Source organism: Brevibacillus sp. WF146 (assembly GCF_001673705.2).
Classification (GTDB): Bacteria; Bacillota; Bacilli; order Brevibacillales; family Brevibacillaceae; genus Brevibacillus; species Brevibacillus thermoruber.
In genome coordinates this window covers 262,245-275,840 of the sequence record NZ_CP109943.1, presented here as the reverse complement: position 1 = coordinate 275,840, position 13,596 = coordinate 262,245, and the positions used below count along the sequence as shown (strand labels likewise).

The following is a 13,596-nucleotide window of genomic DNA, read 5'->3' as shown; positions in this document are numbered from 1 at the left end:
TACGGGGATGACGCGTTTCTATCGAAGCCTTCGCGATGAAGGCGGATCTTCTTTCCCGGCGGTATGGTGCGGTTTCAGGGAACAGCCCGGTGTGATGTTTTCAACGATGGGACACCGAAAAAAGACTTGTTTTCCTCTCGCGCGGGGACAAACAAGTCTTTTGGTTGTGATCGTCTACAGACTTACAACCTGCCGCTGCCTGGTTACCTCCACCGTCACCGGCGTCACGGCCGCCACCTCTCCGTCGGCATGGACGACCAGCGGGTTTTCCGCCTGAATCCGGATGTGGCGGCCGCGAAAAAAGCGGACAGCCGGATGCCGGACGTGCGCCCCTCTGTAGATCAAGGGAAAGGCCCTCAGCAGGGACCAACGGCTGACGCCGCTGACCACGCACACCTCAGCCAAACCGTCATCCGGCACGGCCCCCGGACAGATGAGCATCCCTCCGCCGTAATTGGGAATGTTGGCGACGGCGATCAGCCAGACGTTTTCCAACTGCTCCTGTTTGCCGTCGACGGTCAGCATGACCCGGCAGGGTTGATAGGAAACCAGCACGCGCAGCATGGAAATCACATAGGAGAGCGTTCCAAGCCTAACCCGATTGAGCCAACGTTTGTAGCCGGCTTCGTTCGTGATCTTTGCCACCTGCCCGTCAAACCCGGCCCCCACGGCATTGACAGCCAATTGCCCGTTGACGCGAAGCAAATCGATCCGCTTTTGTTTCCCGGCAGCCAAAATCCGCTCCAACGCCTGCAGCGCATCGCTCGGCAGGTTGTGGCCGCGGGCAAAATCGTTTCCCGAACCGGCCGGCACATGGCCAAACGGGCAGCAAATCCCTGACTCGCTGATGCCGTTGATCACTTCGCTGACCGTTCCGTCCCCGCCGACCGCGACAATGTGCGTTACTTCCTCTTTTTGCAGCAGCTCGGCAGCCAGTTTTTTGGCTTCCCCCTCTTTTGACGTCATCCGCACCCGATAAACGGCACCACGCCGCTTCAATTCCGTCTCAAGACGTTTCCACACGACGGCTCCCCTGCCGTTTCCCGCCACCGGGTTGACGATAAATCCCAGCATTGCGCCCTCTCCTCGCCCGTTCTCCTCTCACTCCTGTCTGTATTATCGCACGATGCGGTGCCCCTGCATAGGTTGCGGCCCGTCGATCTGCATCCCGTGAAACGCCAGATGACGGCGGGCACATCCGGTTCACAAAGAAAGACTCCTCCCTCCGGAAGAGCCTGTCCCTCTCATTTGTTCAGCCCATCACTGCCGACAGCCATTTCTCCACCGGCACGCCGACCGCTGCGATCACGAGCGCCGGAAGCATGTTGGCCACGTTGATTTTTTTCAATTCCAGAATGTTGATGCCGATCGCGATGATCATCAGTCCGCCAACCGCCGTTACCTCCGCCAGTATGGCCTCCAGCATCGCCGGGCTGACCAGACTGTTGATTTGCGTGGCCAACAGGGCAATCGTCCCCTGATAGAGAAAGACGGGGACGGCGGAGAAGATGACGCCAATGCCCAACGTCGATGAAAAAATGATGGACGACAAACCGTCCAGCATCGCTTTCGTGTACAAAATGTCGTGATTGTTGCGCAAACCGCTGTCCAACGAGCCCAAGACGGCCATGGCACCGATACAGTACACCAGCGTTGCCGTTACAAACCCTGTGGCGATTTTCCCCTGCCGGTTTCCTCCCATCTTTTTCTCCAGCCATTGGCCCAGACGGTTCAGGCTTTTTTCGATGCCCATCAGCTCTCCGATCATGGAGCCCAGCACGATGCTGACAATCACGAGCAAAATGTTGTTCGTATCCAGGCTCATTTTCAATCCCAGCACGACAATGGCAAGGCCGATCCCCTGCATGACCGTCTGCCGGATTGATTCCGGGATGCCGGACAACAAGCGCCCCGCCAATGCCCCCGCCGCGATGGCAAGCGCATTTACCAGTGTCCCCAACAAAAACACGTTCTCCACTCCTCTGTGATCGCAGCTTTTGGAGGAACTCCGTTTTGCCGTTCTGTACGCAGCGCTTTACCGGGAGGCTTTTTCAAAGGGGCTTCCGAAACAGCCTCTTCTGCACACCTGTTCAAAGCCTGTTTTCAATCTGCCGTTTTCCCCTCTTCCGCCGTTCCCCTGCAAAGCGCTGCCGCGAAGGCACACCCGCCTTCTGCACGTTCCTCCCCAAGCTTTTCTCTCCAGGCCGATTCATGCCCGTTCGCGGAACCTCAATCTGGTTGCTGCCCGCGCAATCATTCCAGAATCTCTATCTCCAAAGGGATTCTGCCGGTCATCAAATGAGCAAGCTACGGGGCCTCTTCCGCCTACGCCGGATTGAAAGCGGACGCGATCTCGCGGACCGCGTTCAGCAGCGCGTCCACGTCCTCTTCCGTATTAAAGACGCCAAAGCTGGCCCGCACCGCTCCTCGCTGTTCCGTTCCCGCCGTCTGGTGTCCCAGCGGCGTGCAGTGGTAGCCGGCCCGCGTCGCAATGCCGTACTGCTGGTCCAGGATAAAGGACGCCTCCGCAGCATCGACTCCCGCGATATTAAAGGAAACGACGCCCACTCTTTCCGTTTCGATGCCCGGTCCGTACCATTCCACTCCCGGAATCTCCTGCAGTCCCAACATCGTCCGCTTCGTCAGTGCCCACTCGTGCGCGCGAATCGCTTCCACGCCTTTTTCCATCACAAACGTCACGCCAGCCAACAGACCAGCCAATCCGGCCGTGTTGACCGTTCCGCTCTCATAGCGGTCCGGCCTGGTCGTCGGCTGATCGATCGCTTCCGATTGACTGCCTGTCCCTCCGTGGATCAACGGCTCCAGTTCAATCGACTCGTGAACGTACAGGCCGCCCGTCCCCTGGGGCCCGTACAGTCCCTTGTGTCCGGGAAACGCCAGCATGCCGATGTTCATCTTCTCCACGTCGATCGGCAAAACGCCTGCCGTTTGGGACGCGTCCACCAGAAGTACGACACCGTGCCGTTTGGCCACTTCCCCCAGTTCGGCGACCGGCAGAATCACCCCGGTCAGATTGGAGGCGTGGCTGATCACCAGCAGTTTCGTTTTGGGCGTGATCGCCCGTTCAAAATCTTCCGCGTGAAACAGTTGGTCTTCTCTCGGCTCCACATAGGTAATCTCCACCTGTTTCGTCCGGCGCATGTACTCCAGCGGACGGCGCACGGAGTTGTGTTCAATCGACGACGTGACGACATGGTCTCCTTCTTTCAAAAACCCTTTGATCGCCTGATTCAGCGCCTGGGTGGCATTGAGATAAAAAAAGAGGTCATTCGGGTTTTGAATCCCAAACAACCGAGCCAATTGCACCCGCGTCCGAAACACGGTCTTGCTCGCCTTCATCGCCAACGCGTGCCCGCCTCTGCCCGGATTGGCCGCAAAATCATCGAGTACCTCGACCATCATCTCTTTTACCCCGGGCGGTTTGGGCCAGGTAGAAGCAGCATTGTCCAGGTAAATGATCCGCATTGCTTCCTCCTTATGGGGTTACTCCACATACAATATGTCCAAAATGCGCTGCAAGTCTTCCTGCGAGTAAAAATCGATCTCGATTTTCCCCCGTTTGGTTCCTTTTTTAATCTTCACCGATGTGCCGAGACGGCTGCGCAGACGTTCCTCCAGTTCCATGAGCTGGGGTTCCTTTTTGGGCGGCTTCTTCTTCTTTGTTTCACGTGAAACATTCAGTTGTTTCACCAGCTCCTCCAACTGCCGCACGCTTAACCCCTTGTTGACGACATCGTTGGCAAGCTGGAGCTGGACCGACTCCTTTTCCACGGACAACAAAGCGCGGGCGTGTCCCATCGACAGCGCAGACACCGACACCATCTCGCGAATCTTTTTGGGCAATTGCAGCAGGCGCAGCATATTGGCCACGTGCGGTCTGCTCTTGCCGATCTTTTGGGCCAGTTGTTCCTGCGTATACGAGTGATGGGCGATCAGCTTTTCGTACGCTTCCGCTTCTTCCAGCGGATTCAGATCTTCCCGCTGCAGGTTTTCGATCAGGGCAATTTCCATCAACTGTTGGTCGGAATACGCCTTGACCACGGCGGGCACTTTTTTCAATCCGACCGCTTTTGCCGCCCGCAATCGCCGTTCTCCCGCCACCAATTCAAAGCCTTTGATGCTTTTCCGAACGATCAGCGGCTGAATGATGCCGTGTTCCTTGATCGACTGGGCCAGTTCTTCGATCGCTGTCGGTTCAAACTCTTTCCGTGGTTGATACGGGTTGGGACGGATGTCTCCGACGGCGATCTCCGTTACGCTCTCCCCCTCTTCAATGAGATTGGACGTGATCAACGCGTTCAGACCTTTCCCTAAGCCCCTGCTCATACCCCTACCACTTCCTTCGCCAAGTCGGTATACACTTCCGCTCCTCGAGAGCGCGGATCATACGTGATGATCGCCTGTCCGTGCGACGGCGCTTCACTCAAGCGGACATTGCGGGGAATAATCGTCTTGTACACCTTGTCCTGAAAGTATTTCTTCACTTCTTCAATAACCTGCAGCCCCAGGTTGGTACGCGCATCCAGCATGGTCAGGACGACGCCTTCGATCGTCAACTGGGAATTCAGGTGTTTCTGCACCAGGCGGATCGTGTTCAGCAGTTGGCTCAATCCTTCCAGCGCATAGTATTCACACTGAATCGGAATCAGCACAGAATCGGCCGCCGTCAGGGAATTCACCGTCAGGATTCCGAGCGAAGGCGGACAATCGATAATGATGTAATCGTATTTATCTTTGACGACTTCCAGCGCCTTTTTTAAACGAACCTCACGCGAGATGGTTGGGACGAGCTCAATTTCCGCGCCGGCCAATTGAATGGTAGCAGGAATGATCATAAGACCATCGATGTCAGTAGGCAACGTGGCATCTACGGGGCTGACATCATTGATGAGCACGTCGTAGATACAGTAGCGCACATCCGCTTTGTTCACACCAATCCCGCTGGTTGCGTTTCCCTGCGGATCAATGTCCACCAGCAGCACCTTTTTTCCCAACGTGGCCAAACAAGCGCTGAGGTTGACGGACGTGGTCGTCTTTCCTACGCCACCTTTCTGGTTTGCTACCGCAATGATTTTACCCAACTTCTCCACCTCATTTTTACACCATTCTACTAACCATGTTACCAGATTTGCTGTTCTGTCGTACGCTGTTTTTTGGAAATGAAATATTTTCCGTCCATGTGCCCAGCGTGACACGGGGCGTATTTTCCTCCCGAAGCGTCAGAATGGGACGAGTGCCAAAAAGAAAGGCGGCCGTTGTCCGCCACCGTGTTCCTGTTTCCGGAACGATTCTTCCTCTTTCTTTTCTTTCTTCTTTCCCCTTTGGAAATCCGTGTGTGCATCTATCGCGTCTCTGTCTTATTTCCCTTCCATCCGTTTGGGAATGCGAATCGTAAATTGATAGTATTCCTCGTGATCCTCTTCATTCGTCTCGACCGGAAGACCGGTCTGCAGCACCATGTCAATGGACTGACGCACCGTGTTGATGGCGATGCGCGCATCCCGGGAAAAGGCTTTCCACTTGGGCTTTGCCTCTTTTTCCGGTTTGGGCTGTTCCGCTGCCTCCAGGAGCTGCTTGACGCGCGTCTCCGTCTGCTTGACGTTCCATTCACGCTCCAGAATTTCCTGCAGGACTTTTCGCTGCAGGTCCGCATCCTTCAAGGGGATCAAGGCACGCGCATGTCTCTCCGTCACTTTTCGGGTGAGCAGGGCATCCTGAATCTCCTGCGGCAAATGGAGCAGCCGCAGCTTGTTGGCGATGGTGGACTGCCCTTTGCCCAGACGCTGCGCCAGGCTTTCCTGCGTCAGGTTGTGCAGGTCAATCAGCTTCTGGTACGCGATGGCTTCTTCGATGGCCGTCAAGCCTTCGCGCTGCAGATTTTCGATCAAGGCGATGGATGCCGTCTGCGTATCGTTAAAGTCCTTGATGATTGCCGGAATACGCTCCATCCCCAGCTTTTTCGTCGCACGCCAACGCCGTTCCCCAGCGATCAACTCGTAACGGTTGTTTCGCAGGCGAACGACAATCGGTTGAATCAATCCATGCGTGCGGATGGTTTGGCACAGTTCGTCGATTTTTTCGTCGTCAAATACCGTCCGAGGCTGATATGGATTGGGTACAATTTCGTCAACGGGTATTTGTCGTATTTCTTCATTGTCTGTTTTGTCCGTCAACCCGAAAATGCGAGAAAACGAATCTTTTACTGCCATGGTTTGCATCCCCCACTTCCAACCGTTCCATCAGCCGCTGTGCTAAACAAGACGTGACGATTCCCTGGTTGACAAAACTTCCGCCTGAGCCGTTCGACGCAGCCGTTTCTTTTATTGGATTTCGGAACGTTTTCTTCCCGTATCAGTCTGGCGAGCTCACACGATGCTGGGTTGGGTGATACGGCCGAAAGAAAAACTTCTACCAGTCGTTTTTCGAAGATGTCGATCCTTCTTTTGCGAATGGTTCTTCCTGCTGTTTCAGGCTGCACATCGCTGAAGCATTTGCTTTTTGAAACAGGAAGAACACCTTCTGCAGAAGTCCTTCCGAGGATGATCAACCTTCACCAGCCAAGCGTATTCCTACTGCTCCAGGCAAATCATCGTGAAGTGTGCTTTTTTCTGAAACAGAAAAACAGTCGACGTCGTCTCTTCGATGCAGTCGAGTGCTTCCCCTGCGGATTTGTTACCAAAGAAATGCCGATAGCCGACGCTGAGGCACATACGTATCTGTCTCACGTACTCTTCTTTCCTAATTATTCTGCACGGTCCGTTTAATTCCTGCTGCGGAAACGTGTTTCACGTGAAACATCCAATACATGAACGTGCCCCCTCGTTTAGCAATCGCTTCTCAACGGATTACGCCCTACGTATGCAGCACGCACTCCTGAATCGTGTGCTGCCGGGATTCGTGATGGAACGGAAGCTGCTGCCCACCCCTGCCGCCCTTGCAGACGCATCCGCAGCAAATCGCCGTTCCCGCCTCATCACCAGATGGCCCCGTTCTTCCTTCTCTTTATTGCGTCAGGGAACGTTCCGTATTCATTTTCAGCCCGATTGTTGAGCGAACAGCCTGAACCGTGCAAGCGGGCGTCTCCTGCCGCCATACCGCACACAAGCAATGATGAATGGATCATGCCCGGTGGTGCAGAAAGCGGTAACCGGCAACCCATACATGGCAAAAGAACCGATGAATCTATTTATCTTCGGAGGTCATGCATCAGAGGAAATCGGGAAAATAACGAAAAAGAGATTGGGGAGCAGGTTGAGGGTAGCACGTTTTTCCATGGCGAAACTCATTGGTATTCTGCTCCCTCCTTTGTCCATCCAAGATGATGTTGTTTGGAAAAAATGCAAAAAGCGAAAATCCGGAGTCATCCCCGGTACAATGGAGCAATTCCCCTCCTCCCTTCATGCCAATCCGCATGTCGGGATATCGTCAATTCCCGTTCATGAACATCCTCCTATCGATCAGCTTTCACGAAGATGCGAATCACCCAGGCCATTGCGCGAACGGGAATCGTTCGCGTGAGAAACAGAACAAACCGTCCGCCTTTGTGGAACAAAACGACCATTTCCGCTGAACGACAGTCAACGCCAAACGATAGCCGGGTCTTTGAAACAGCCAATCCGTCCCGCATGCTCCCTTCTGCCCAGGACTCGTCTCACATGCTGCCGGCCGCCACGCTTGTCCCGGCAAACAAAAAACCAAGCGAACCTGCCGCCCGCTTGGATGAATCCGATCGTGTCCGTTGGGAAAACGTGATTTCTTCGGTTTCGACCCGGACGCCGCTCCGGCCCTTCCAGGGAAAACATGCCACTCTCACTGGCACCACGTCGATGATGAGCTGTGTATATTCCAGTATGCGAATGGGGCGGCGCTCATATAAAGGGCGTCTCGCCGATTTCTCCTCTGCTGATTTTCCCATCCCCTTTTTCGCTGCTGGATGGGATTCCTTTTTTCGCATACTCGTTAGGACGTTGGGGGCAGAATCGTCTGCTTGCGTGGCATCCATTCCCTCTTCTCATGACCATCGCCGCTGTCCGCCGCCTTTTCGCGAAACAGGCCGAGCAGCAGCAACCACGCAAAACAGCCGATACCTCCTGAGAGCGTCTGTCAGTACGTGCTGGTCGGCATGCCGTGAGCCGCTTGATCAGACGCTCTTGTGGCAGCCATCGATTCATCTCTCACTGATCTGTCAGCCGAGCGGCCCGATTCGGCAATCTCTCCCCTTCAACGCGTCTTTCTTTCGCCCCCGCTGTTTCACGTGAAACATCAATAATTGTCATGCCTGTTTCCGTCTCGTTCCTGCTGTCCAAAATCGTAATCGTCGTCTCCCGGCTCCTGCTGGTTTCGGAAGTTGAACAGATGGGGGAACAAGCGGTGAAAATCAAGCGTCAGATAGGCGAAAAACGCCGCAACGATCGCCGTAATATACATGCCGGCGCTGAACATCAAACCGATGGCCGAGGCCACCCACATGCCTGCCGCCGTAGTCAACCCTTTTACCGTACCGTTAAACTTGATGATCGCCCCCGCGCCCAAAAAGCCCATCCCGGTAACCACCTGGGCAGCCACGCGGCCGGGATCGTTGTTTACGCCACTGCTCGAAAAGCCGTAGATGGAAGCCAGTCCAAACAGGCAAGAACCGAAGCAGACGAGACTGTACGTGCGGAAACCGGCTCCCCGCTGCCGATTGGCCCCTCTGATGAAACGCTCCCGCTCCAATCCCATGATGGCGCCGGTCACAAACGCCAAAAACAGTCGAAGCAAAATCGTAGGCAGTTCCGGTGGGAAAAATGTCGCATGAATCGTATTCATTTCCCTCTCATCCTCCCGTTCATGCTATCGTCTCTTGCGGAAAAGACCGCCTTCTTTGAAGGTATGCGGACAAAGCCGCAATTATCAATGAGCGGCTGTCCGCTGCGGAAAGCTTCTCTGGCAGCTCACTCGGCAAAACATGTTCTTCTCCAGTGGAAGCGGAGGCGATTCCGGTTGTTCCGACGCAGTCACAGGAAGTCTTTCCATCGGAAACAGTCGGAACAGCCGGCCACCAAACAGTTTCGGCAGATTCTTCGCCACGCGTTTGTCGATGGGGGAACGCTCAAACGTTCCTCCCTGCCAAAAAAGGGCCACAGCGTTGTGCCATAGCCCTCCTGGTCTCCAAAAACGTCGGGATCCCGCAGCCGCCCCGCTGCAGTCTGCTTCTACAGCAGCGGTTTTTTGGCAGGGGTGCCCGGCTTGCGCGGATAACCTTTCGGGGTGGCGCCCACTTTTTCGATGATGACGATGTTGCGCTCCCCCGCTTCCTCCACCAGTTGAAACGTCTCCACTTTTTTCGTCTTGCCGCCCAGGGTCTTGATCGCCTTTTTCGCCTCTTTCAGTTCCGGCGAGATGTCGGCTCCCTTCAACGCGATGAAGTGGCCGCCGACGCGGGCGAACGGCAGACAATACTCGGCCAACACGTTCAGACGGGCGACCGCCCGGGCCACCACGAGATCGAACGACTCCCGATAAGCCGCTTCCTGTCCGCGCTCCTCCGCCCGGCCGTGGACCGGATACACGCCGTCCAGACCGAGTTCGGCGGCGACGTGATTCAAAAAGGTCATCCGTTTGTTCAGCGAGTCAATGATGGTCATCTTGAGATGAGGGAAGCAGATTTTCAACGGGATGCTGGGAAATCCCGCCCCCCCGCCGATGTCTGCCACCGACTCCACCTGATCAAAGGAAAAGTAGAAGGCAGGCGTAATCGAGTCGTAAAAATGCTTCACGTACACCTGTCCTTCTTCCGTAATCGCAGTCAGGTTCATTTTTTCATTCCACTCCACCAGCAGGCGGTAATACCCGTCAAACTGCTCCAACTGGCGGGCGGACAGCACGATGCCTTTGGCTGCCAGCGCCTCGGCAAATTGCTCTTTGTTCATGCCCTCGTCTCCTTACTCGGCCGTTCTCACGCGATTGTACTGCTCCAGATACACCATCAATACGGAGATGTCTGCCGGGTTTACGCCGGAGATGCGGGATGCCTGCCCGATGTTCAGCGGGCGGATTTTGCTCATTTTTTCCCGCGCTTCTTTGGACATGCCGGCGATCTGATGGTAGTCGATGTCGTCCGGAATGCGGCGCTCCTCCATCTTTTTCATCCGTTCCACCTGCTGCAGCGACTTGCGGATGTAGCCGTCGTACTTGATTTGAATCTCCACCTGCTCGGCCACCTCTTCCGGCACCGGTTCCGGAGCCGGCACCATTTGGATGATGTGCTGGTAGGTAATCTCCGGACGGCGGAGCAGTTGGGCCAGGTCGATCACTTCCGTCAATTCCGGCGAACCGGCCGCGCGCAGCACTTCCTGCACGTGCGGCATATCCGGACGGACGCGGGTGTTCATCACCCGTTCCTTTTCCTTCTCGATCAGTTCCCGCTTGCGGCAGAACTTGCGATAGCGCTCTTCGCTGATCAGGCCGATCTCGTAGCCGATGTCGGTCAGGCGCAGGTCGGCGTTGTCGTGACGCAGCAGCAGCCGGTATTCCGCCCGGGAAGTGAGCAGCCGGTACGGTTCGTTGGTTCCTTTGGTCACCAGGTCGTCGATCAACACCCCGATGTACGCCTGCTCCCGGCCCAAAATGACCGGCGGCTTGCCCTGTACTTTTCGCGCGGCGTTAATCCCGGCCATCAAGCCTTGGCCGGCTGCCTCTTCATAGCCGGACGTACCGTTGATCTGACCGGCGGTGAACAGCCCTTCCACCAATTTGGTTTCCAACGACGGCCAAAGCTGTGTCGGCACAATCGCGTCGTACTCGATGGCGTAGCCCGGCCGCATCATTTTCACGTTTTCCAGACCGGCCATGGAACGCAGCATGGCCAACTGCACGTCCTCCGGCAAGCTGGTGGACATTCCCTGCACGTACATCTCTTCGGTGTGGCGCCCCTCCGGCTCCAGGAACACCTGATGGCGCGGCTTGTCGCTGAAACGCACCACCTTGTCCTCGATGGACGGACAATAGCGCGGCCCCGTCCCCTCGATGATGCCGGAGTACATCGGCGCGCGGTGCAGGTTGCTGTTGATCGTCCGGTGCGTTTCTTCATTGGTATAGGTCAGCCAGCACGGCAGTTGATCCATGATAAACTCCGTGGTCTCGTACGAAAACGCGCGAGGCACGTCGTCGCCCGGCTGAATCTCCATCTTGGAGAAATCGACGCTGCTCTTGTGCACGCGCGGCGGCGTCCCGGTCTTGAAGCGAACCATCTCAAAGCCCAATTCCTTCAAATTATAGGCGAGACGGATGGACGGCCGCATGTTGTTCGGGCCGCTTTCGTACTGGAGATCGCCCAGAATGATTTTCCCGCGCAGATACGTCCCGGTGGTCAGCACAACCGCTTTCGCCGAATAGCGGGCTCCCGTCTGCGTAATCACCCCTTCGCAGACGCCGTTGTTGACGATCAGCTCCTCCACCATCGCCTGACGCAGGATCAGGTTGGGGGTCTGCTCGATCGTGTGTTTCATTTGATGCTGATAGGCAAACTTGTCCGCCTGCGCGCGCAGGGCGTGGACAGCCGGTCCTTTTCCCGTGTTCAGCATCCGCATCTGAATGTGCGTTTTGTCTGTATTTTTGCCCATCTCTCCGCCCAGGGCGTCGATTTCGCGCACGACATGCCCCTTGGCCGGCCCGCCGACAGACGGGTTGCACGGCATGAAGGCGACCGCATCCAGGTTAATGGTCAAAAGCAGCGTGCTGCACCCCATGCGCGCCGCCGCCAACGCCGCCTCGCAGCCGGCATGACCCGCCCCAATCACAATGACGTCAAACGATCCCGCTTCGTAGGTTGCGTTCATGGTTCTCCTCCTTTATGTCCAGTATGGGCGCAATCTCTTGTTTTGTCACTTGCCCAGACAAAACTGGGAGAAAATCTGGTCGATCAAATCTTCGCCCACACTCTCTCCGATCACTTCGCCGAGCAGTTCCCACGCCTTTTTGATGTCGATCTGCACCATGTCAATCGGCATCAGGTTGTCGATGCCGCTGATCGCATCGTCGACGGCCCGTTCCGCCTGGCGCAGCAGTTGAATATGACGGGCGTTGCTCACGTAGGTCAGGTCGTCCTGCTGTACGCGGCCGCTGAAAAAGAGATCGGCAATCGCCCGCTCGAGCTGGTCGATGCCCGTCTCCTCCCTGGCCGACGTCAGGATGAGCGGCCGGTTGGGGAAGTGCCGTCTGACTTCGTCCAGGTCGATGCGCTGCGGCAGGTCGACCTTGTTGACGATGACGATCACCTGGAATCCTTTGGCCGCGTCAAAAATGGCGTAGTCGTCAGGCGTGAGCGGCTCGTTGTAGTTGAGCACCAGCAGCACGAGATCGGCTTCCTGCAGCAGCTGCCGCGATTTTTCCACGCCGATCTTTTCCACGATGTCCTCCGTCTCGCGAATGCCGGCCGTATCGATCAAGCGCAGCGGCACGCCGCGCACATTCACGTATTCCTCGATGACGTCCCGGGTCGTGCCCGCCACGTCGGTGACGATCGCCTTTTCCTCCTGCACCAGGCTGTTCAAGAGCGACGATTTGCCGACATTGGGCCGGCCGATGATCGCCGTGGACAGCCCCTCGCGCAGGATCTTCCCCTGCCGGGCCGTCTGCAGCAGCCGGCCGATCTCCTCTTTGACCTCTGTGCATTTTTCGCGCAAAAAGTTCTGCGTTACCTCTTCCACATCGTGCTCCGGGTAGTCCAGCGTCACCTCGATGTGGGCCATGGCCTCGATCAGGTTTTGCCGCAGCTTGCGGATCAGGCGGGACAGTTTCCCCTCCACCTGGTTGAGCGCCACTTTCATCGCCTTGTCCGTCTTGGCGCGGATCAGGTCAATCACCGCCTCGGCCTGGGACAAATCGATGCGTCCGTTCAAAAACGCGCGCTTCGTAAACTCCCCGGGCTCCGCCAGGCGAGCGCCGTTGTCCAGAATCAGCTCCAGCACCCGTTCGACGGACACGATCCCGCCGTGGCAGTTCACCTCCACCACGTCCTCCCGCGTAAACGTCCGCGGCGCACGCATCACCGAGACCAGCACTTCTTCCACCCGCTCGCCGGTCTGTGGATCGTACAGATGTCCGTAATGAATGGTGTGGCTTTCCACAGTGGACAACTTCCGCTTGCCCCGATATATCTTATCCACAACTTCGATTGCGTCCGGGCCGCTGACGCGAATCACCGCAATCCCGCCCTCCCCCATGGGGGTCGCAACCGCCGCGATGGTGTCAAATTCCACGCTGTTTCACCTCAAGCTTTCCACTGACGAATCAGTACTAACTTCTTAGCATAGCAGAACCACCTGAAAAAATCCAAGCACGAAACGCTTCGATCGACCCTTTTCGATGAAGCGGCGTTATCCACAGCGGAACATGCAGTTTTCCCGTTCAAAACGTGAGATTCCCTGTCCGGTACGTTATCCACAGTATGGTCGTTTGAAAAGGGATCCAATCGCACTATCCACAGTCATGGCGCACCGGGTTTCCTCCGGATCAACTTCATGGATTTAAGTAAACAAAAAAAGCCCCCCCTAACGAGAATATCCATTCTCATTAGAAGGGGGGTTGTACCTA

The 13,596-nt window shown here is 56.2% G+C and carries 12 protein-coding genes; all 12 read right to left on the bottom strand.

What is annotated here, in order from left to right; all coding sequences use genetic code 11:
* Positions 1-174: 174 nt before the first annotated feature.
* Positions 175-1,074 carry a diacylglycerol/lipid kinase family protein gene (locus A6764_RS01565; protein WP_065067547.1) on the bottom strand — a complete coding sequence of 300 codons (900 nt, stop codon included), beginning with the start codon at positions 1,072-1,074 and terminating at the stop codon, positions 175-177.
* Between the two features lie 178 nt (positions 1,075-1,252).
* Entirely contained in the window at positions 1,253-1,969 is a 717-nt protein-coding gene (locus tag A6764_RS01560; RefSeq protein ID WP_029100559.1) for a DUF554 domain-containing protein, read from the bottom strand.
* A 356-nt stretch (positions 1,970-2,325) separates the two neighbouring features.
* The gene (locus A6764_RS01555) at positions 2,326-3,486 is read right to left on the bottom strand and encodes an aminotransferase class V-fold PLP-dependent enzyme (protein ID WP_065067548.1); all 1,161 of its coding nucleotides are present in this window, start codon (positions 3,484-3,486) and stop codon (positions 2,326-2,328) included.
* Positions 3,487-3,504: 18 nt separating this feature from the next.
* Complete coding sequence (locus tag A6764_RS01550; protein WP_029100561.1) at positions 3,505-4,347, bottom strand: ParB/RepB/Spo0J family partition protein; 843 nt, start codon at positions 4,345-4,347, stop codon at positions 3,505-3,507.
* Positions 4,344-5,102 carry a ParA family protein gene (locus tag A6764_RS01545; protein ID WP_029100562.1) on the bottom strand — a complete coding sequence of 253 codons (759 nt, stop codon included), beginning with the start codon at positions 5,100-5,102 and terminating at the stop codon, positions 4,344-4,346. Before A6764_RS01545 ends, A6764_RS01550 begins: the two co-directional genes overlap by 4 nt.
* A gap of 276 nt (positions 5,103-5,378) precedes the next feature.
* Positions 5,379-6,230, bottom strand: a complete 852-nt coding sequence (gene noc / locus A6764_RS01540; protein WP_029100563.1) for a nucleoid occlusion protein — start codon at positions 6,228-6,230, stop codon at positions 5,379-5,381.
* Between the two features lie 360 nt (positions 6,231-6,590).
* Positions 6,591-6,746 carry a hypothetical protein gene (locus A6764_RS01535; protein ID WP_176703318.1) on the bottom strand — a complete coding sequence of 52 codons (156 nt, stop codon included), beginning with the start codon at positions 6,744-6,746 and terminating at the stop codon, positions 6,591-6,593.
* Positions 6,747-7,672: 926 nt separating this feature from the next.
* Positions 7,673-8,023, bottom strand: a complete 351-nt coding sequence (locus A6764_RS01530) for a hypothetical protein (protein WP_065067549.1) — start codon at positions 8,021-8,023, stop codon at positions 7,673-7,675.
* 260 nt (positions 8,024-8,283) lie between these two features.
* Entirely contained in the window at positions 8,284-8,829 is a 546-nt protein-coding gene (locus A6764_RS01525) for an MgtC/SapB family protein (protein ID WP_035290225.1), read from the bottom strand.
* 386 nt (positions 8,830-9,215) lie between these two features.
* The gene (gene rsmG, locus A6764_RS01520; protein ID WP_065067551.1) at positions 9,216-9,932 is read right to left on the bottom strand and encodes a 16S rRNA (guanine(527)-N(7))-methyltransferase RsmG; all 717 of its coding nucleotides are present in this window, start codon (positions 9,930-9,932) and stop codon (positions 9,216-9,218) included.
* A 12-nt stretch (positions 9,933-9,944) separates the two neighbouring features.
* The gene (gene mnmG, locus A6764_RS01515; RefSeq protein ID WP_029100567.1) at positions 9,945-11,840 is read right to left on the bottom strand and encodes a tRNA uridine-5-carboxymethylaminomethyl(34) synthesis enzyme MnmG; all 1,896 of its coding nucleotides are present in this window, start codon (positions 11,838-11,840) and stop codon (positions 9,945-9,947) included.
* 45 nt (positions 11,841-11,885) lie between these two features.
* Positions 11,886-13,262 carry a tRNA uridine-5-carboxymethylaminomethyl(34) synthesis GTPase MnmE gene (gene mnmE, locus A6764_RS01510; protein WP_029100568.1) on the bottom strand — a complete coding sequence of 459 codons (1,377 nt, stop codon included), beginning with the start codon at positions 13,260-13,262 and terminating at the stop codon, positions 11,886-11,888.
* Positions 13,263-13,596: the final 334 nt, after the last annotated feature.

What these genes read in the sequence shown, in the direction of transcription:
- A6764_RS01565 (WP_065067547.1), bottom strand. Translation starts at nt 1,074, where the DNA reads ATGCTGGGATTTATCGTCAACCCGGTGGCGGGAAACGGCAGGGGAGCC.
- A6764_RS01555 (WP_065067548.1), bottom strand. Translation starts at nt 3,486, where the DNA reads ATGCGGATCATTTACCTGGACAATGCTGCTTCTACCTGGCCCAAACCG.
- A6764_RS01550 (WP_029100561.1), bottom strand. Translation starts at nt 4,347, where the DNA reads ATGAGCAGGGGCTTAGGGAAAGGTCTGAACGCGTTGATCACGTCCAAT.
- noc (WP_029100563.1), bottom strand. Translation starts at nt 6,230, where the DNA reads ATGGCAGTAAAAGATTCGTTTTCTCGCATTTTCGGGTTGACGGACAAA.
- A6764_RS01530 (WP_065067549.1), bottom strand. Translation starts at nt 8,023, where the DNA reads ATGGATGCCACGCAAGCAGACGATTCTGCCCCCAACGTCCTAACGAGT.
- A6764_RS01525 (WP_035290225.1), bottom strand. Translation starts at nt 8,829, where the DNA reads ATGAATACGATTCATGCGACATTTTTCCCACCGGAACTGCCTACGATT.
- rsmG (WP_065067551.1), bottom strand. Translation starts at nt 9,932, where the DNA reads ATGAACAAAGAGCAATTTGCCGAGGCGCTGGCAGCCAAAGGCATCGTG.
- mnmG (WP_029100567.1), bottom strand. Translation starts at nt 11,840, where the DNA reads ATGAACGCAACCTACGAAGCGGGATCGTTTGACGTCATTGTGATTGGG.